Below are 20077 nucleotides of genomic sequence, written 5' to 3'. Positions count from 1 at the left end.
TATGGCACTTACTCGTTTGATGGTGCACGACTTTCGTAATATTGCATCGTGCGATTTAGCATTAGCTGCTGGTTTTAACTTTTTAGTGGGTGCTAACGGTAGTGGCAAAACCAGTGTATTGGAAGCTATCCATTACTTAGGTCATGGGCGTTCGTTCCGTAGCCACTTAACGAGCAGAGTGATCCGTCATGAACAGGCCGAGCTGTTTATTCATGGCCGAGTAGTTGATAACCAAACTCAGTTAATGCTGCCGATTGGGATCAACAAAAAACGTGATGGGACAACTGACGTTAAAATAGCAGGGGAGTCCAATCAAAAATTGGCACAACTTGCGCAGATTTTGCCATTACAGTTGATAACCCCTGAAGGATTTGATTTATTAATCGGCGGTCCTAAATACCGCCGAGCGTTTATCGATTGGGGTGTGTTTCATGTTGAACCTAAGTTCTATAATGCATGGGCGCGCTTAAAGCGATTAACCAAACAACGTAATGCCTTATTAAAAACTGCCCGCAGTTATCGAGAGCTCAGTTACTGGGATCAAGAGCTTGCCTTATTGGCAGAAGAAATAAGTGTATGGCGTAAAGATTACATTTCTGCGGTAAAAGAAAAAGCCGCAGAGATATTTCAGGTTTTTCTCCCTGAATTTGATATTCAACTCGGCTTTTACCGAGGCTGGGAAAAAGAAACACCTTATGCTGAGTTGTTGCAGCGCAATTTTGAACGTGATTGCCAACTCGGCTATACCGTAAGTGGGCCACACAAAGCTGATTTACGGATAAAGGTTGCCGGTACGCCTGTTGAGGACGTGTTGTCTCGTGGACAACTGAAATTGATGGTGTGTGCTTTGCGCTTAGCGCAAGGTTTACATCTTACAGAAGCGACTGGCAAACAATGTATTTACCTTATTGATGATTTTGCTTCCGAATTGGATAGCCACAGGCGAGCGTTGCTAGCGCAACGATTAAAGGAAACGAACGCCCAAGTCTTTATCAGTGCTATTAGTGACGATCAAGTTGCCGATATGCTTGATGAAAATGGCAAGTTGTTCCATGTGGAACACGGTAAAATAACCGCAGGATAATTAAAGCGAGAGTAACTCAATGTCCAATAATTACGATTCATCAAGCATTAAGGTGCTTAAAGGCCTCGATGCGGTACGTAAGCGCCCAGGAATGTACATCGGTGATACCGATGATGGTACTGGCTTGCACCACATGGTTTTTGAGGTTGTCGATAACTCTATCGATGAAGCTCTTGCTGGTCACTGTGAAGATATCATTGTTACTATCCATGAAGATGGTTCGGTATCGGTAAGCGATGACGGTCGTGGTATTCCAACCGAGATGCATGAAGAAGAAGGTGTATCAGCAGCAGAAGTTATCATGACGGTACTTCACGCCGGTGGTAAGTTCGATGATAACTCTTACAAAGTATCGGGTGGTCTACACGGTGTAGGTGTATCAGTTGTTAACGCCTTATCTGAAAAAGTAGAGCTAACTATTCAACGTGGTGGCCATATTTACCAACAAGTGTACCGTCATGGTGTACCTGATGCGCCATTGGCTGTGATCGGTGATACTGAAAAAACCGGTACACGAATCCGCTTTTGGCCAAGTGAAGACACCTTTACCAATATCGAATTCCACTACGATATTCTAGCAAAGCGTTTACGTGAGCTTTCATTCCTAAACTCTGGCGTATCAATCAACTTAAGTGATGAGCGTGAAGAAGGTAAAGAAGATCACTTTATGTATGAAGGTGGTATTCGCGCATTCGTAGAGCACTTAAACCGTAACAAAACGCCAATTCATCCGAAGGTTTTCCACTTTGATAGTGAGCGTGATGACGGTATCTCAGTTGAAGTTGCGATGCAGTGGAACGATGGTTTCCAAGAAAATATTTACTGCTTTACGAACAACATCCCTCAACGTGATGGTGGTACGCACTTAGCGGGGTTCCGTGGTGCGTTAACACGTACGCTGAACTCGTTCATGGATAAAGAAGGCTACTCGAAGAAAGCGAAAGCAGCGACATCGGGTGATGATGCACGTGAAGGTTTAACTGCAGTTGTTTCTGTTAAAGTGCCGGATCCTAAGTTCTCTAGCCAGACCAAAGATAAGCTAGTTTCAAGTGAAGTCAAAGCGGCTGTTGAATCTGCAATGAACGAAAAGCTGGCGGAATTCTTATTAGAAAACCCAAGTGATGCGAAAACCGTATGTAGCAAAATCATTGATGCATCACGCGCGCGTGAAGCGGCACGTAAAGCCCGTGAAATGACACGTCGTAAAGGCGCATTAGATTTAGCAGGTCTTCCTGGTAAACTTGCAGATTGTCAGGAAAAAGATCCTGCAGTATCTGAACTTTACATTGTGGAAGGGGACTCTGCTGGCGGTTCAGCCAAGCAGGGACGTAACCGTAAAAATCAGGCAATCCTACCGCTTAAAGGTAAGATCCTTAACGTAGAAAAAGCCCGTTTCGACAAGATGCTGTCTTCACAAGAAGTGGCAACACTTATCACGGCAATGGGCTGTGGTATTGGTCGTGACGAGTACAACCCAGATAAACTGCGTTACCACAACATCATCATCATGACCGATGCCGACGTCGATGGTTCGCACATTCGTACGCTACTATTGACCTTCTTCTACCGTCAAATGCCAGAGCTGATCGAACGTGGTCACATTTATATTGCTCAGCCACCACTTTACAAAGTGAAGAAAGGTAAGCAAGAGCAATACATTAAAGATGATGAAGACATGAACCAGTACCAAACGACATTGGCACTGGATAACGCATCATTGTTTGCCAATGATGGCGCACCTGCAATGACGGGTACAGCATTAGAAAGTCTTGTTACTCAATATAATGCAGGTATAAAGTTAATTGAGCGTATGAGTCGTCGCTACCCATCATTGATGTTAAATGAGTTTGTATACCAACCTCGTTTAAGTACAGAGATGATGGCTGAAGAAGCACAAGTAGAAGCATGGTTAACACCATTGATTGTTGCACTTAATGCTAAACAATCTGGTGAAAGTCAGTACAGCTTCGAAGTCATCCGTGATGAAGAAAACAATGTGTACCTACCTAAAGTTGTGGTTCGTACTCACGGTGTTGATCACGAATACTTACTCAGCTTTGATTTACTGAATTCAAAAGAATACGCGAAGATCGCTGATCTTTCTGAAGCATTAAACGGTTTACTTGATGATACTGCATTTGTTCAACGTGGTGAGCGTAAGCAAGCGGTTTCAAGCTTTAAAGATGCGTTGGAGTGGCTGAACAAAGAATCACGTCGTGGTCTTTCTCTACAGCGCTACAAAGGTCTAGGTGAAATGAACCCAGAGCAGCTTTGGGAAACAACGATGGATCCTGAATCTCGTCGCATGATGCAAGTAACGATCAATGATGCGGTTGCCGCAGATGAACTGTTTACCTGTCTAATGGGTGATCAAGTTGAGCCTCGTCGTAACTTCATCGAAGAGAATGCACTGAAAGTTGCTAACCTTGACGTGTAGCACAAACGTATAGTTTGGCTTTCAAGCTCAATAAAAACGCCGCTAGTGATAGCGGCGTTTTTTATTTATCCATATTAACTAAAAAGTGGTTATTCTGCGTAAGCTTTAGCGACTTCTTCTGCAATAATCGTAATACCACGCTGCATTGCTTCATCATCTTGGACATAGTTCATGCGTAAGCATTCATGGCTATGTGCCCACTCATCTTGTAATCCGATAAAGAAATATTCACCAGGCACGATCAGTACGCCACGTTGTTTTAAGCGTTGATACAGTACTTTCGTGGTGATCGGTAAATCTTCAAACCATAGCCATAAGAAGATAGCGCCTTCAGGTTTGTGAATTTTAAATCGAGGATCGGGGATAGCTTGGCGCAGTAATTCAACGGCGCGTTGCACCTTCTGATGATAAAACGGCTTAATCACGTTTTGGCTTAGTGGTAATAGTTCTTGCTGGTGGATCATTTTCGTTGCCACCGCAGGGCCAATACTACCAGGCGCTAAGTTGACGATACCATTGATGTTAGACAAAGCAGTAACCATGGCTTCATTGGCAATCACGATACCGCATCGGACACCGGGTAACCCAAGTTTGGATAAGCTCATACACAGAATGGTGTTGTGATCCCAAAACGGTGTTACCTCTTCAAAGATAATATCAGGGAAGGGTAAGCCGTAAGCATTGTCGATAATTAATGGGATCTGGTGCTCTTTAGCCAGTGCTGCTAAATGTTCAATTTCTTTATCTGTAAGTACATTGCCAGTCGGGTTAGTAGGACGAGAAGCACAAATTGCTGCGATGCTGTCATCGATGACGAGTTTGCTAAAATCGATATGGTATTTAAAAAAGCCATCATCCAACATGCTGATCGTAGGTTGGTACGAGATAAACATATCAGGGCTTAAACCAGCATCAGCGTAACCAATGTATTCTGGCGATAACGGCAGTAATATTTTCTTCTTTTTGCCATTTTCAAATTCACCTGCCAGCAAGTTAAATAAACTAAAGAATGCACTTTGGCTGCCATTGGTTAAGACAATATTTTTCGCACTAATTTCCCAACCGTATTGTTGCTGTAACAGTGCAGCAAGCGCATCTAGAAAGCGATCTTTACCTTGTGGGCCATCATAGTTAGTCATCGACGCGGTAAGCTCACCTGTAATTGCCATGTCTTTTAATAGCTCGGTAAAGTAGTGATTCATGGCTGGGATTTGCGCTGGATTTCCACCACCGAGCATGATGGCATTGGGATTGGTGAGTCCATTGTTGAGATCTTGCATTAATAGAGTGATCCCAGAATCACCTGCAAACTTATTACCAAAGCGCGAAAAGTCCATTACGTTTACAACCTCAGTGTCGATATTTAGTTCTTGATGTAAGTGCTATCAATATGATGGCTTATTGAGCGTAACATAACGTATTGTTCGGTTCAGAAAAAGTTGAAATATTATCGGTTGGTGATGGTCGGTGCTGTGGATTTCACTGTATATCAAGGTGGTTGTACGCGTATTTAATATAAGTAAAAAGATGTTCCACATGAAACAATAGATAAGATACAGCAGAATCAAGGCGAAAAAAAACCACGCCGGAGCGTGGTTTTTAATAACGTCAGTAACCTTATTTTTGCAGTAGAGAGATATCTGCTACTTTCAAGAATTGGTTACGTAGTAGGTTAAGTAGTGCTAGACGATTAACTTTAAGTTTTTCGTCATCAGCCATCACCATTACGTTATCGAAGAATGCATCGACAGGCTCACGAAGTGAAGCAAGTTCTGTCAGTGCTGTTTGGTAATCGCCAGTAGCAAAGACAGGTTCAAGGGCTGTTACAACCGCTTCAACTTTTTCAGCTAGCTCTTTTTCCGCAGCTTCAACAAGTAGGCTGTTATCAACTGTAGTTGGGAGCTCACCGTCAAACTTCGCAAGGATGTTACCAACACGCTTATTCGCTGCTGCTAGTGACTCAGCTGCATCAAGCTCACGGAAGTGGCTTACCGCTTTAACACGCTTATCAAAGTCGGCTGGTTGAGTTGGGTGCATCGCAAGCACAGCTTGGATAACATCAATACTAAAGCCTGCATCTTGGTACCATGCACGGAAACGGCCAAGTATAAACTCAATGACATCTGAATCAACGTTGTTGTTGGTTAGCTTGTCACCAAATAGTGAGTGCGCTTTCGCGACTAGATCAACTAAGTCTAAGTCGTAGCCATTTTCAACGATGATACGTAATACACCTAGCGATGCGCGACGAAGTGCGAAGGGATCACTACCTTTTGGTGCTTGACCAATACCGAAGATACCTACAATCGTATCTAGTTTATCAGCCATAGCCACGGCTGATGATACAGGTGTGCTTGGAAGTTGATCGCCAGCAAAACGAGGCATGTATTGCTCGTTAAGTGCTAGTGCAACATCTTCAGCTTCGCCGTCGTGACGTGCATAGTGCATACCCATTACACCTTGCGTATCTGTAAATTCAAATACCATAGATGTCATTAGGTCACATTTCGCCAGTAGACCAGCACGTTTTGCGTTAGTTACATCAGCACCGATCTTGTCTGCAATGTAGCCAGCAAGCTCAGTAATACGATCTGTCTTGTCTTTAATTGTACCCAATTGCTTTTGGAAAATCGCAGTCTCTAGTTGAGGCAGGCGATCAATCAACTTGCTCTTAAGGTCAGTATTAAAGAAGAACTCAGCATCCGCTAGACGAGGACGAACCACTTTCTCGTTACCTGAGATAATTTGGCTTGGATCGTTAGAGATGATGTTGGATACGAAGATGAACTTAGGCACAAGTTTGCCTTCCGTATCGTAGACAGGGAAGTACTTCTGATCACCTTTCATGGTGTAAACTAAAGCTTCAGAAGGAACCTTTAAGAATTCCTCTTCAAAAGATGCTGTTAGTACCACAGGCCACTCAACAAGAGAGGTCACTTCTTCAACCAGATCATCTTCAAGATCTGCAATACCGCCAACAGCTTCAGCTGCTTTTTTCGCATCAGCTAAAATGATCGCTTTACGCGCTTCATAATCAGCCATTACTTTACCGCGCTCTTCTAAGATAGCAGGGTATTGATCCGCGTTGTCGATAGTAAACTCAGCTTCACCCATGAAGCGGTGACCACGGATAGTACGTGCTGAAGCAACACCTAAAATAGTGCCTTCGATTAGCTCGTCACCCAATAGCATGGTCAGTGTTTTCACTGGACGGATAAACTGAGTTTCTTTATCACCCCAACGCATTGGACGTGGGATTGGCAGTTTAGCCAGTGCAGCAGCAGCCAGTTCAGGTAGTAGTGTTTGGGCTGGTTGGCCTTTGACTTCTTGCTTGAACAGTAACCATTCGCCTTTATCGGTAACCATGCGCTCTGCTTGATCAACCGTAATACCATTACCACGAGCCCAACCTTGAGCAGCTTTGGTTGGTTTTCCGTCAGCGTCGAATGCTGCTGATACCGCAGGTCCACGTTTTTCAACCACTTTGTCTGGCTGGTTTTCAGCAAGACCCGTTACTTTAAGGGCTAAACGACGAGGAGCGGCATACCATTTGATACCATCATGAGGTAGATCTGCGGCTTTTAATTCAGCTTCAAAGTTAGCAGCAAAAGCTTCTGCTAGGGTACGTAATGCTGTTGGTGGTAGCTCTTCCGTACCGAGTTCGATTAAGAAATTCTTATGTGTCATGGCGATCCCTTACTTGTCTTTTTTACACATTGGGAAGCCAAGTGCTTCACGAGATGCGTAGTAAGCTTCAGCAACTTGTTTAGTTACGTTGCGAATACGCAAAATATAACGTTGACGTTCAGTTACAGAGATCGCTTTACGTGCATCTAATAGGTTAAATGCATGAGCGGCTTTTAGAATACGCTCGTAAGCAGGCAACGGTAGTGGTTGCTCTAGCTCTAGTAGTTTGATTGATTCTTTTTCACATTGATCGAAGAATGTGAATAGGAAGTCGACATCAGCGTGTTCAAAGTTGTACGTTGATTGCTCAACTTCGTTCTGGTGGAAAATATCACCATACGTCACTTTGCCTAAAGGACCATCAGTCCATACTAGGTCGTAAACAGAATCAACGTTCTGAATGTACATCGCAAGACGCTCGATACCGTAAGTGATTTCACCTGTTACAGGTTTACACTCAAGGCCACCAACCTGCTGGAAGTAAGTAAACTGTGTTACTTCCATGCCGTTTAGCCAAACTTCCCAGCCTAGACCCCAAGCACCCAATGTTGGGTTTTCCCAGTTGTCTTCAACAAAACGGATGTCGTGCACTTTAGTATCGATACCGAGTACTTCTAATGAGCCTAAGTACAGTTCTTGAATGTTGTCTGGCGATGGTTTTAGCATCACTTGGAACTGGTAGTAGTGCTGTAGACGGTTAGGGTTTTCGCCGTAACGACCGTCAGTTGGTCGGCGAGATGGTTGTACATACGCTGCTGCAATTGGTTCTGGACCTAGAGCACGTAAACATGTCATTGGGTGAGAAGTACCTGCGCCCACTTCCATGTCTAGGGGTTGCACAATAGTACAACCTTGTTGGCCCCAGTAATCCTGCAGCGCGAGGATCATGCCCTGAAAGGTTTTAATATCGTATTTCTGCATTGTCAGCTTCGCGAGATTAGTGGATTAAAAAGAGTAATAATCCAGTATACCTCGCCAACCCTGAGGCGAGTAGGGGCAGTGCGTGTTTTTTACACATCTGTTGGGGGATTTACCAAAATTCTTCCAGCTTTTCTCCTTTTTTATTTTGCATTAAGGGAATTTTTACATTCTTTTGATGCCTCATATACCGTTGTTGATTACAATACATAAAAAGTATTATTAGGTTTAATGGCCTAGTAGCATAAATTTCAATTTTTTCGATCTTCGGATCGAGTATACGGATACTTAAAAAAGATGGCTCAAATTCAAGCAATGGCATCTAAAAAGTGGGTGCGCGCTGCAGTACTTTCTGTTGTGGCTTCTGTAACTATGGCTGGTTGTTCAACTGTAAATCCATACACAGGTGAATCACAAACAGCGAAAGGCACTGGTGGCTCAATCATTGGTGCACTTGCTGGAGCTGCAATTGGTGTTGCTTCTTCAAGCAAGCACGACCGCGGTAAAGGTGCTCTGATTGGCGCTGCTGCTGGTGCTGCACTTGGTGGCGGTATTGGTTACTACATGGATGTGCAAGAAGCGAAACTACGTCAGCAATTAGCATCTTCAGGTATCAGTGTTACCCGTGATGGTAATAACATCATTCTTAACATGCCAAACGAAATTACGTTTGGTTTTGATCAGGCAAACTTAAATGATCGTGCGATGAATGCTCTGCATAACGTAGCGATTGTGGCTAAAGAATACGAAAAAACACAGTTAAATGTATTAGGTTTCACTGATAGCAAAGGCGCTGAAGCATACAATCTTCGCCTATCTCAAGTTCGTGCAGATGCGGTTGCTAACTACTTAATCCGTCAAGGTGTGAATGCTAATCGTGTGGTATCTCAAGGGCGTGGTGAGTCTAATCCAATCGCTTCTAATAGTACGGCGAACGGTCGTGCGCAAAACCGTCGTGTAGAAATTATTCTTTCTCCACTGGGTTAATTTTACCTTTAGCGTGATCAAACGGTGAGCGTTGGCTCACCGTTTTTGTATCTATAGAATGATCATTAATGGTTAAAATACCCGCTTTTCTTTGTTACACTTAGCTTTCCTTTGGGGAGTAGCCTCTCGCACTTTGCGAGATAATTATCAACATAATCGAAGCAAAATCTTCGTGGTAATTATGATTTATCCAGCGCGATAAATTTGGCAAGACCAACGGCAAACAACACAAACCGGGGTGGGAGTGTATGTTTTGCTATTGGTATCAATAATTCCCGCCCCAGAGAGTATGTTGTGAGTGTTTTAGCTGTTTCTATTACGTCTGTTGCTTTAGCCGAAATTGGTGATAAGACCCAACTTTTATCCCTACTGTTAGCCAGTCGATATCGCAAACCCTTTCCCATTATTAGTGCCATTTTTCTTGCGACTATCGTTAATCATGCATTAGCTGCATGGCTTGGTGTCGCTATTGCTGATTACTTAACACCGAATATTTTAAAGTGGGTGTTAGTGGTGAGTTTTATTTTAATGGCTGGCTGGATCTTAATTCCCGATAAACTCGATGATGAAGAAAAATTATCAAATCGAGGCCCTTTCATTGCCAGTTTTATTGCGTTCTTTATCGCGGAAATTGGTGATAAAACCCAAATCGCTACGACGATGCTAGGGGCGAAATACCATGATGCACTAATGTGGGTTGTGCTTGGTACGACGATTGGAATGTTGTTGGCCAATGTTCCCGTGGTTCTTATTGGTAAGTTATCAGCTGAAAAAATGCCGCTAGGACTGATACGCAAAATTACTGCTGCGCTCTTTATTTTCTTAGCTGCAGGTGCTGCGTTTGGTATGTAGATATCACTGATCGTTTCATGTGAAACATGACTTTATTGCCTAGCAGGAGTCAGTGTTTTGTTTCATTATGATGAAGTGTGATAGCACGATAAGAAGCGTTAATTCTCTCATGCTAGAGTAAATGAAGTTATGTCATTGGTTCGTTTTGCTGTAATTGCAGGAGGGAGTATGGCTCAGTTTCTCGCGCTATCGCTGAAAAGCCAATGTTGGTTATTTCACTTGGCATTGGTGCTGAATATCTTTGGTATGGTCTTAACGGACATGTGGCTTCCTATGGTAGTAGGGGCGCTTGTTACCTTATATCTGGCGTTAGATTCATTAGTTCGATTGCGTTATGTCTTACCGCTTAAAAAAGAAATACGTGATTTGCATCATGAGTTAGCAGCATTACGTCAAAAAATGAATGATGTGTAGTGTTCTTTCACGTTAGAGATAATGTGATAGTAATTAAAAAGGCAGCCTAATTTAAAGGGCTGCCTTTTTTGTTATTTATTTTGGTATTTTTGTCAGTGCTTAGTTGGTGCCTTTTTGGATCAAAAAGCGATAAGGAACGCTTTCTGTTTCTGCGGCAAGCAGTGTGTGATCCATAAAGCGGCAAAAACTGGGAATATCGCGTGTCGTTGACGGATCGTCAGCCAATACCAATAGGGTTTCGCCTTCGGCCATTTTCCTTACCGTTTTACGAACCATCATCACAGGCTCAGGGCAGCGTAGTCCTTGCGCTTCTAGGCTGTGGGTCGGATTATCAAAAATAGCAGTCATAACATACACATCTAATTAGTAAGTGGTAGATCATACTTATGGACAAGAATTAATCAATAACACTTGGCAAATCAAGATATACTGTGTAACGTAATTAACAAGTTATTAACTTTTCTTTCTGAAGGATTAGGGGGAAGTAGTATGCTGACATCAATGGATAGACTGACAATTTATGCCGTGCTGTGTTTTATCTCGTTCTGCACCATCATGTTAACCAGTTCAAATGATATGGGCATTTTTGCTATTGGCGGCCTGTTTTCAGCGGCTCTTGGATTATGGTTTGAACTGACCAGCGATGCTGAATTGGAAGAAGAAAACTAATTTATTCATAACCAACACCCATCATCTTGGGTTTTCCCGCGATTAAAGCGGGATTTTTTTTATCTATCCCCTCATAATATTGTCACATTTGATTAATTCCGAGTCCCTGAGAGCCTGATGGAACTAGAAGAAGTTTATCGTCGTGACTTAAATTTGTTGGTAGCACTGAAAGTTCTTTTGGATGAAGGAAGCGTTAGTCGTGCAGCTGTTCGTTTGAATTTAAGCCAATCAGCCATGAGCCGTGTGTTAGGTCGATTACGTGATTTATTACATGATCCCTTATTTACCCGACAGGGGCAGGCACTAATTCCAACTCAACGAGCATTAGAGATCAATGAGCTGTTAAATGACCCTTTGGAGTCGTTACGTCTTTTATTAACGCCTAATGATTTTCAACCTAGCCAGTGTGATCAGCGGTTCAAAATTGCGACAACAGACTATGCGATGCAAACCATTTTGCCTTTTGCTTTGCCGCGAATTTATCAAGAAGCGCCACATATCTCATTAGAGTTTGCACCACTGCAACATGATCACCTATTGGGGCAATTAACCAGTGACGGATGTGACATGGCAATTTGTCGCCCTGTTGGAGATATTGATTCACTTTGTCATCAGCAACTTGGTTTAGTGAGTGTATTTTGCTTGATAGCATCCGATCACCCGTTAGCTAATAAGCCCTTAACGTTTGATGATTACCTGACGTACCCTCATGCCATGATAGCGATTAGTGATGGAGTTAAGTCATTAATTGATGATGAGTTGCGTGGCTACCCTGAACTTAAATTGGTGCTACGGGCATACCACTTAGAAGCCGCATTAGCGGTGCTCAAGATCATGCCGCTGATTATTACCGTTCCTGCCGATCTCGCGTATTTAGTCGCAGAACGTTATGACTTGGTGGTTAAACCGCTGCCGTTTGAGTTTAAACCGTTTGATTACTCTCTTATTTGGCATTCACGGTGTGAGCATTCAGCATCGCAAATATGGCTACGTAATATTATAAAAGAAGAGTGTAGTCGGCTGATTGATTCGCGGATCCTTGATATGGGTTTAATAAAGTAGCGGATAACAAAAAGGCCAGCACAATGACTGACCTTCTTAGTTGGTGTGGGGTTATCGATTAAAGCTTGATAACGACACGACCTGTGATTTGACCATTAGTGATCGCTTCAGCACATTCTGCAACTTCTTCAAGTTCTACTTCGCGACAAGCTTGTTCAAAGTAGCTTGCTGGTAGAATTTCAGATAGACGTTGCCAAGCTTGTTGACGTTTCTCGAACGGACACATTACAGAATCTACACCTTGTAGGCGAACGTTACGAAGAATAAATGGCATTACTGTTGTTGGTAAATCAAAGCCGCCAGCAAGACCACAAATAGCAACCGCACCATTGTAGTTAATTTGGCTCAATACTTTTGCCAATACTTTGCTACCAACAGTATCAATAGCACCAGCCCATAGTTGTTTATCTAATGGGCGAGCAGGCTCTTCAAATACGCTACGCTCAATAATTGTTGTTGCGCCAAGCTTTTTCAGTAGGTCGCCATTAACTTCTGCGCGACCTGTCACTGCCGCTACTTTGTAGCCTAGTTGAGAAAGTAAAGTCACAGCAACAGAGCCAACACCGCCACTTGCACCTGTAACTAAAATTTCACCGTCTTCTGGTTTTACATCAGCATCAATAAGCGCTTGTACACAAAGCATTGCTGTTAAGCCCGCAGTACCAATCATCATGGCTTGCTTGCCATCGAATTTTTCAGGTAGCGGTACTAACCAATCTGCTTTTAGGCGTGCTTTTTCTGCCATGCCACCCCAGTGACCTTCACCGACACCCCAGCCAGTTAAGACAACTTTATCACCAGCTTTGTAACGGTTATCTGAAGACTCAGCGACAGTACCCGTTAGATCGACACCTGGAACCATTGGGAATTGACGAACAATGCGACCTTTACCGGTGATCGCTAAACCATCTTTGTAATTCAGTGAAGAGTAATCAACATTAATTAATACATCACCTTCAGGAAGCTCTGATGTTTCTAGCTGACGAATACCTGCAATTGTTTTTTTATCTTCTTGTTCTAGTACGAGTGCTTTAAACATAGCAATGCTCCGGTAAATTCATGTTCGACAGTGAATGTAAGATAAGTGTATATCGACTTTTAGTGATGAATAAAATGAAACTTAATCATGGTATCTATGTACACCTAGCATATATTCGTTGAAATCGTCTTTTATCTTTTAGGTAGATAGTCTGATTGAGTATATCCCTAATATAAAAAATAAATAGCGAGAATAAAAAAAGCTTACCGTGAGGGTAAGCTTTTTGTGTCAGAAGCGTGTCTATTATTCTACGCGTTCAAAAATGGTCGCAATACCTTGACCAAGACCAATACACATGGTCGCTAAACCAAACTCAACGTCATGGCTTTCCATTAAGTTTATTAATGTGGTTGAAATACGAGAGCCTGAACAGCCAAGAGGATGCCCAAGTGCAATCGCACCGCCATTGAGATTGACTTTTTCATCCATTTTATCGAGTAGACCTAAGTCTTTTGCGCAAGGGAGCGATTGCGCTGCAAAGGCTTCATTGAGTTCTATCATTCCGATGTCATCGATGGTTAAGCCCGCTCGTTTGAGTGCTTTTTGAGTGGCAGGTACTGGGCCATAGCCCATAATCGAAGGATCGCAGCCTGCAACGGCCATCGATTTTACGCGCGCACGAATACGAAGCCCTAAATCACGAGCATGTTGCTCATCCATTAATAACATAGCAGATGCACCATCAGATAAGGCCGAAGAGGTACCAGCGGTAACCGTACCATTAACGGGATCGAAAACAGGGCGAAGCTGACTCAAGGTTTCTACGGTGGTTTCAGGACGAATAACTTCATCGGTTTCAAAGCGCTTTAAAATCCCATCGCTATCGTGACCTTCAGTGGCGAGTATTTCGTTATTAAAACGTCCTTCAACTGTGGCTGCGTAAGCTCGTTGATGAGAGCGTGCAGCAAAGGCATCTTGCATTTCTCGACTGATACCATGCATTCGACCTAGCATTTCAGCGGTTAGTCCCATCATACCTGCCGCTTTTGCAACGGATTTTGACAGACCCGGGTGGAAATCAACACCATGGTTCATTGGTACATGTCCCATGTGTTCAACGCCACCGATAATGCACGTTTTCGCGTCACCAACCATGATTGCGCGGGTTGCATCATGTATCGCCTGCATTGATGAACCACATAAGCGATTAACCGTTGTCGCACCAACAGAATGGGGAATGCCTGCTAAGAGTGCGGCATTACGTGCGACATTAAAACCTTGCTCTAAGGTTTGCTGCACACAGCCCCAGTAAATATCTTCAATATTGTTTGGATCGAGTTGTGGGTTGCGCTCAAGCAAACCTTTCATTAAATGAGCGGAAAGATCTTCGGCGCGAACGTTCCTATAAGCCCCAGCTTTTGAACGTCCCATCGGGGTGCGGATACAATCAACAATTACAACGTTATTCATAATGATGCCCTCATCCTTAAGCGTTCAGGTTAGTGGTATGGTTATAGTACGTTTCGCCTTTAGTGGCTTTTTCTCGTAGTCCTTTTGGTACTTCATACAATGCACCTAATTCGGCATATTGATCGGCCAGTGCAACATAATTGGCAAGCCCTAAGCTATCAAGGTAACGGAACACACCACCTCTAAATGGTGGGAAACCTAAACCGTACACCAACGCCATATCGGCTTCGGCTGGCGTGGCGATAATGTTTTCTTCTAAACAACGCACCACTTCATTAATCATAGGGATCATCATACGAGCGATAATAGCGTCGCTGGTAAACGCTGTATTTGGTTGGCAAACAGGGGCGAGAAGTGCTTCTGTCTTATCTGACACGGCTTTTTTCGGTTTACCTTTACGATCGATAGAGTAGCTAAAGAAACCATGGCCGTTTTTCTGACCGAAACGCTGTGCTTCAAACATCACATCAATGGCATCTTTACCATTTTTCCCCATACGATCAGGGAAACCTTCTGCCATGACCGCTTGCGCGTGATGCGCCGTATCAATACCGACAACATCGAGTAGATAAGCAGGACCCATTGGCCAACCAAACTCTTTTTCCATGACTTTATCGATTTGAATGTAATCAGCCCCATCTTTAAGCAATAAGCTAAAGCCAGAAAAGTAAGGGAAGAGCACGCGGTTCACAAAGAACCCTGGGCAGTCATTAACAACAATTGGTGATTTACCCATTTTCGCAGCATAAGCGACAACGCGATCAATGGTCTCTTTCGATGTTTTTTCACCGCGAATGATCTCAACTAATGGCATGCGATGAACGGGGTTGAAAAAGTGCATGCCACAGAAATTTTCAGGGCGTTTAAGTGATTTGGCTAGTAGGTTAATTGGAATAGTTGAGGTATTTGAAGCAAGCACGGTGTCGTCGGTCACTTGGTTTTCAACATCAGCTAATACCGCCGCTTTTACTTTTGGATTTTCAACGACAGCTTCCACTACGATATCGACACTGTCTGCGCCAGCGTAATGTAAACTCGGAGTAATGGATGACAGAACGGAAGCCATTTTTAAACCATCAATACGCTTACGCTCAAGTTGTTTATTTAACAGCTTGGCCGCTTCATTCATGCCTAAGCTCAATGAAGCTTCAGCAATATCTTTCATTAAAACAGGCGTGCCTTTTAGCGCTGATTGATAGGCGATACCACCCCCCATAATACCTGCGCCTAATACCATGGCGTGCTCTGTCGGTTTTGCTGATTTTGACGCTTTTTTGGCTTGGCTTTTAATATATTGGTCGTTTAAGAAAATGCTAACCAATGCTTGAGCAACATCGGTTTTGGCTAATTGAACAAAATGCTGGTTTTCGATCACTAATGCTTCATCTCGAGCGCATCGTGCGGCTTGTTCGATAGTCGCCACAGCAGCCATAGGTGCAGGGTAATGTTTACCAGCGACTTTGGCGACCATACCTTTGGCTGTCGAGAAGCTCATAGTCGCTTCTATTTTATTAAGCGAAAGCGGTGCTTGTTTTTGTTTTCGACGTTGTTGCCAGTCTAGTTTTCCTTCAATCGCACTTTTTATCATTGCCAGTGCGGCGCACTTTAAGTTGTCAGTTTCAACAACAGCATCAACCAGTCCCAACTTTAAAGCGTCTTGTGCTTTCTTATCTTTACCTGCGGTAATGATTTCCATTGCTGAATCAGCACCAATTAAACGCGGCAGTCTTACTGTGCCACCAAAGCCTGGCATGATCCCCAATTTTGTTTCAGGTAGACCAATACGCGCTTTAGTATCAGCAACACGAAAATCTGTAGCAAGTACACACTCACAACCGCCGCCTAACGCATAACCATTAATGGCTGAAAGCGTCGGTACAGGGAGATCTTCAAGCTTATTAAAAATGTCATTGGCATGAGAAAGCCATTGTGAGAGTTCTTGTTCTGGCTTGGCAAATAGTCCGAGAAACTCAGTAATATCCGCACCGACAATAAAGGCGTCTTTTGCTGAGGTAATAATTACCCCTTTTAAATCGGGTTGTTGATACAACGCATTAAGTGCTTGATTGAAGCTTTCCAGTGTCGAAATATTGAATTTATTCACTGGGCCTTGAGCATTAAGGTTGATCTCCGCAATACCATCTTCCAGATAGCTAACGGATAGGGTTTCACCTTGGTAAATCATGTTCTATCTCCATATGTTCCAGTCTACGCTGGATTTGGTTTGATTTAACTGGTTTGACCTGTTGTAGGTATAAACTAAGTGTGAACCCTAAAAGAAACAAATTCAAACACTAATTTAAACATTTGTTTAACATTTATGATGAATGACTCAACTTCAAGACAAGGTGTGAGTTGACGCATGGCGTAATAACAGGGTGTTAACGACAGCACTATGAGATAGAGAGGAATGTGGTATCCTGCCACCCCTTTATCATTAAGGCGTAAATAATGTCGAATTCTGAACCTTATCTTGTTCCTACTGCAGAAGTGATATTTGAAGAAGAGATCAAGAAAAGTCGCTTTATTACTTATTTAGCGCATACCCCTAATATTGAGGCTGCGAAACTGTTCGTACAGCAAATTAAAGAGCGTCACCATGATGCGCGCCATAATTGCTGGGCATTTGTCGCTGGTCGCCCGAGTGACTCAATGAAATGGGGGTTTAGTGATGATGGCGAACCATCAGGCACCGCTGGTAAGCCGATATTGGCCCAGCTAACAGGCTCTGGTGTTGGTGAAATGACCGCTGTTGTAACACGTTACTATGGTGGTATTCGTTTAGGTACTGGTGGGTTAGTAAAAGCTTATGGTGGTGGGGTACAGCAAGCCCTGACATTACTCGAAACAAAAGAAAAAGTGATCACTTCAACATTGCATTTGAGTTGTGAATATAATCAAGTGTCTTTAGTTGAAGCATTATTAAGTGAATACAATGGCACTCAGTTACATGCCGATTATGGTAATCAAGTCACTATGCAGATAGAGCTAGATAATCGTATAGTGGAAGAGTTTCGTGCCAAATTAACCAATCGTAGTGGCGGGCGCATCATTGTAGGCTCGGCTTCAGATACATAATCATTTCCATATTAAGGTGAGAGCCGCTTAGGCCATGCAATTTCGTTCAATTATTCGAATCGTCGGGCTATTGCTCGCGTTATTTAGTGTCACCATGCTTATCCCTGCACTGGTGGCATTGATCTATCGTGATGGTGCGGGTTTCCCGTTTGTCGTGACGTTTTTTATTCTTATTACAGGTGGTGGCTTATTGTGGCTACCAAACCGACAACATCGCCATGAACTAAAAGCTCGAGACGGTTTTCTTATTGTTGTCTTATTTTGGGTGGTTATTGGTAGTGCCGGTGCAATCCCATTTTTATTATCTAAAACACCTGATTTGTCAGTCGCAGACTCCTTTTTTGAATCATTTTCCGCGCTGACAACCACAGGAGCGACCGTTATTGTCGGCCTTGACTATCTGCCTAAAGCGATTTTGTTTTATCGCCAGTTATTACAGTGGTTTGGTGGTATGGGGATCATCGTACTTGCTGTCGCCATTTTACCCGTACTGGGTATTGGTGGGATGCAGTTATATCGAGCAGAAATTCCGGGACCGGTAAAAGACAGTAAGATGACGCCGCGTATTGCTGAGACAGCAAAAACCTTGTGGTATATCTATCTTGCCTTAACTATTGCTTGCGCACTCGCATTTTGGTTAGCAGGGATGTCAGCTTTTGATGCTATCTCACATAGTTTCTCAACTATCGCTATTGGTGGTTTTTCTACCCACGATGCCAGTATCGGGTATTTTAATAGCCCCACGATTAATATGATCACCGTGGTGTTTCTTTTAATTTCAGCGTGTAATTTTTCTTTGCACTTTGCTGCCTTCGGTAATGGTGGTGTGCACTTAAGAACCTATTGGCGTGATCCTGAGTTTCGCGCATTTCTCGGTGCGCAGGTGATTTTATTTGGTATCTGCTTTGGTTTATTACTCAAACATAGCCCTTATGATTCCTATTTTACGGCGTTTGATCAGGCGTTATTTCAAACCGTATCTATCTCAACGACCGCAGGATTTACGACCACAGGATTTTCTGACTGGCCGCTTTTCTTACCGGTGCTGCTTTTATTCTCTTCATTTATAGGAGGATGTGCAGGCTCAACGGGTGGCGGTATGAAAGTGATAAGAATTTTACTACTTTCTTTGCAAGGTGTACGTGAATTAAAACGTCTTGTTCACCCGCGTGCGGTTTACACGATTAAGTTAGGTAATAAAGCATTACCTCAGCGAGTCGTTGATGCTGTATGGGGTTTTTTCTCGGCTTATGCCTTAGTGTTTGTGGTTTGCATGTTGGCATTAATCGCGACCGGGCTTGATGAGCTGACTGCATTCTCAGCTGTTGCAGCCACACTTAATAATTTAGGCCCCGGTTTAGGAGAAGTCGCTGTCCACTTTGGTGAAGTTAATGATTCCGCAAAATGGATATTAATTATTGCGATGTTATTTGGTCGATTAGAAGTCTTTACATTATTAGTTTTATTTACGCCGACATTCTGGCGTAACTAAAGGAGCACTTATGGAAAAGGTATTGTTGCTGCATTCGAGTTGTGAAGGGCAAACTAAGAAAATCTTAAATCATATTGAGCAACAATTAGGTGAACAGTACCACTGTGACTATGTAGACATTCATAGTGAGCCCAATGTTGATTTTAATTTGTATGATCGTGTGCTTGTTGGCGCCTCTATTCGCTATGGTCACTTCAATAAGAAACTGTATCGATTTATCAATAAATACCAACAAGAACTGTCACAATATAATGTTGCTTTTTTCTGTGTGAATCTTACTGCACGTAAAGAAGGCAAAGATACGCCAGAGGGCAGTGCTTATATTAAGAAGTTCTTAATTAAGTCACCATGGCATCCTGTGTTAATCGGCGTTTTTGCTGGCGCACTAAGATATCCCCGTTATAACTTATTTGATCGCACAATGATTAAGTTGATTATGAAAATCACAGGTGGAGAAACGGATACGACGAAAGAGGTGGAATACACGGATTGGAATAAAGTGAGCGATTTTGCTACGCAATTTAAGCAGCAACGGAATGAAAAATAGGAAGTTGATTGCTTTTTGAACTAACGTGCTCTTTTTTAAAAGAAAAGTTAATTATTGCTTGCTAAGCCTCATTTTGTCTCTATAATGCCGCCACATCGACGCGATAACGGCTTCCAGTAAGGATTTCGGGAAGTGACGATAGGATGAAAGATTTAATAAAATAAGTTGAAAAAAGTGTTTGACTCGACAGCTTATTTCGCTAGAATGGCCATCCACTTCAACGAAAGCCTGAAACGTTTAAAAGTTTTAGTTTCGCTGAAGATTGTTCTTTAATAATTTGACCATGCAATCTGTGTGGGCACTCGTTGAAAAGTTAAGTCGAAAGATTTATCAATGATACTAGTGACCAATACAAATAACTTCGGTTATTTGGCACAGTCAATTCAAATATCCTAACTAGC

17 protein-coding genes are annotated in these 20077 nt (G+C 42.9%); 10 read left to right on the top strand and 7 right to left on the bottom strand.

The features are described from left to right. The first annotated feature begins 1 nt into the window (after nt 1). On the top strand, nt 2–1084 hold the full coding sequence (gene recF / locus C9J40_RS18305; RefSeq protein ID WP_107247615.1) for a DNA replication/repair protein RecF: 1083 nt from the start codon (nt 2–4) through the stop codon (nt 1082–1084). Between the two features lie 19 nt (nt 1085–1103). Continuing rightward, nucleotides 1104–3521: a DNA topoisomerase (ATP-hydrolyzing) subunit B gene (gene gyrB / locus C9J40_RS18300; protein WP_107247614.1), complete on the top strand. Its 2418-nt coding sequence runs from the start codon at nt 1104–1106 to the stop codon at nt 3519–3521. Between the two features lie 89 nt (nt 3522–3610). Here gyrB and C9J40_RS18295 read toward each other — a convergent pair whose 3' ends face one another. The 3 genes from C9J40_RS18295 to glyQ form a co-directional block, all read right to left on the bottom strand. Beyond that, a complete protein-coding gene (locus C9J40_RS18295) occupies nt 3611–4858 on the bottom strand; it encodes a valine--pyruvate transaminase (protein ID WP_107247613.1) in 1248 nt (415 codons plus the stop codon). A gap of 280 nt (nt 4859–5138) precedes the next feature. Continuing rightward, nucleotides 5139–7208: a glycine--tRNA ligase subunit beta gene (gene glyS, locus C9J40_RS18290; RefSeq protein WP_107247612.1), complete on the bottom strand. Its 2070-nt coding sequence runs from the start codon at nt 7206–7208 to the stop codon at nt 5139–5141. A gap of 9 nt (nt 7209–7217) precedes the next feature. Then, nucleotides 7218–8129 (bottom strand): glycine--tRNA ligase subunit alpha, encoded by a 912-nt coding sequence (glyQ, locus tag C9J40_RS18285; protein ID WP_005372243.1) that lies wholly within the window; start codon nt 8127–8129, stop codon nt 7218–7220. Between the two features lie 294 nt (nt 8130–8423). On the opposite strand from glyQ, the gene C9J40_RS18280 reads away from it, so the two are divergent. The 3 genes from C9J40_RS18280 (at nt 8424) to C9J40_RS18270 (ending at nt 10379) form a co-directional block, all read left to right on the top strand. Then, nucleotides 8424–9113 (top strand): OmpA family lipoprotein, encoded by a 690-nt coding sequence (locus C9J40_RS18280; protein ID WP_107247611.1) that lies wholly within the window; start codon nt 8424–8426, stop codon nt 9111–9113. A gap of 294 nt (nt 9114–9407) precedes the next feature. Further along, nucleotides 9408–9965: a TMEM165/GDT1 family protein gene (locus C9J40_RS18275; protein ID WP_107247610.1), complete on the top strand. Its 558-nt coding sequence runs from the start codon at nt 9408–9410 to the stop codon at nt 9963–9965. Between the two features lie 168 nt (nt 9966–10133). Then, on the top strand, nt 10134–10379 hold the full coding sequence (locus C9J40_RS18270) for a hypothetical protein (protein ID WP_199188125.1): 246 nt from the start codon (nt 10134–10136) through the stop codon (nt 10377–10379). A 99-nt stretch (nt 10380–10478) separates the two neighbouring features. Here C9J40_RS18270 and tusA read toward each other — a convergent pair whose 3' ends face one another. Beyond that, nucleotides 10479–10727, bottom strand: a complete 249-nt coding sequence (gene tusA / locus C9J40_RS18265; RefSeq protein WP_005372237.1) for a sulfurtransferase TusA — start codon at nt 10725–10727, stop codon at nt 10479–10481. Nucleotides 10728–10868: 141 nt separating this feature from the next. On the opposite strand from tusA, the gene C9J40_RS18260 reads away from it, so the two are divergent. Both C9J40_RS18260 and C9J40_RS18255 read left to right on the top strand, forming a co-directional pair. Next, nucleotides 10869–11048 carry a hypothetical protein gene (locus C9J40_RS18260; RefSeq protein ID WP_005372235.1) on the top strand — a complete coding sequence of 60 codons (180 nt, stop codon included), beginning with the start codon at nt 10869–10871 and terminating at the stop codon, nt 11046–11048. Nucleotides 11049–11165: 117 nt separating this feature from the next. After that, complete coding sequence (locus tag C9J40_RS18255; RefSeq protein ID WP_107208105.1) at nt 11166–12110, top strand: LysR family transcriptional regulator; 945 nt, start codon at nt 11166–11168, stop codon at nt 12108–12110. Nucleotides 12111–12168: 58 nt separating this feature from the next. Here C9J40_RS18255 and C9J40_RS18250 read toward each other — a convergent pair whose 3' ends face one another. The 3 genes from C9J40_RS18250 to fadB form a co-directional block, all read right to left on the bottom strand. Then, nucleotides 12169–13149 carry an MDR family oxidoreductase gene (locus C9J40_RS18250; protein ID WP_105061244.1) on the bottom strand — a complete coding sequence of 327 codons (981 nt, stop codon included), beginning with the start codon at nt 13147–13149 and terminating at the stop codon, nt 12169–12171. Nucleotides 13150–13392: 243 nt separating this feature from the next. Further along, nucleotides 13393–14559, bottom strand: coding sequence for an acetyl-CoA C-acyltransferase FadA (gene fadA / locus C9J40_RS18245; RefSeq protein WP_107208106.1), 1167 nt, complete (start codon nt 14557–14559; stop codon nt 13393–13395). Nucleotides 14560–14575: 16 nt separating this feature from the next. After that, nucleotides 14576–16744, bottom strand: coding sequence for a fatty acid oxidation complex subunit alpha FadB (gene fadB / locus C9J40_RS18240; RefSeq protein WP_107247608.1), 2169 nt, complete (start codon nt 16742–16744; stop codon nt 14576–14578). Nucleotides 16745–17010: 266 nt separating this feature from the next. Between fadB and C9J40_RS18235 the strand changes: the two genes are divergently transcribed. The 3 genes from C9J40_RS18235 to hemG are packed head-to-tail and all read left to right on the top strand — an operon-like array spanning nt 17011 to nt 19676. After that, the gene (locus tag C9J40_RS18235; RefSeq protein ID WP_107247607.1) at nt 17011–17637 is read left to right on the top strand and encodes a YigZ family protein; all 627 of its coding nucleotides are present in this window, start codon (nt 17011–17013) and stop codon (nt 17635–17637) included. A gap of 34 nt (nt 17638–17671) precedes the next feature. Continuing rightward, nucleotides 17672–19129, top strand: a complete 1458-nt coding sequence (locus C9J40_RS18230) for a TrkH family potassium uptake protein (protein ID WP_107208109.1) — start codon at nt 17672–17674, stop codon at nt 19127–19129. 10 nt (nt 19130–19139) lie between these two features. Continuing rightward, nucleotides 19140–19676, top strand: a complete 537-nt coding sequence (gene hemG, locus C9J40_RS18225; RefSeq protein WP_107247606.1) for a menaquinone-dependent protoporphyrinogen IX dehydrogenase — start codon at nt 19140–19142, stop codon at nt 19674–19676. Nucleotides 19677–20077: the final 401 nt, after the last annotated feature.

This window comes from Photobacterium sp. GB-72, assembly GCF_003026095.1.
Taxonomy (GTDB): Bacteria; Pseudomonadota; Gammaproteobacteria; order Enterobacterales; family Vibrionaceae; genus Photobacterium.
This window is presented reverse-complemented; position numbering and strand designations above follow the sequence as displayed.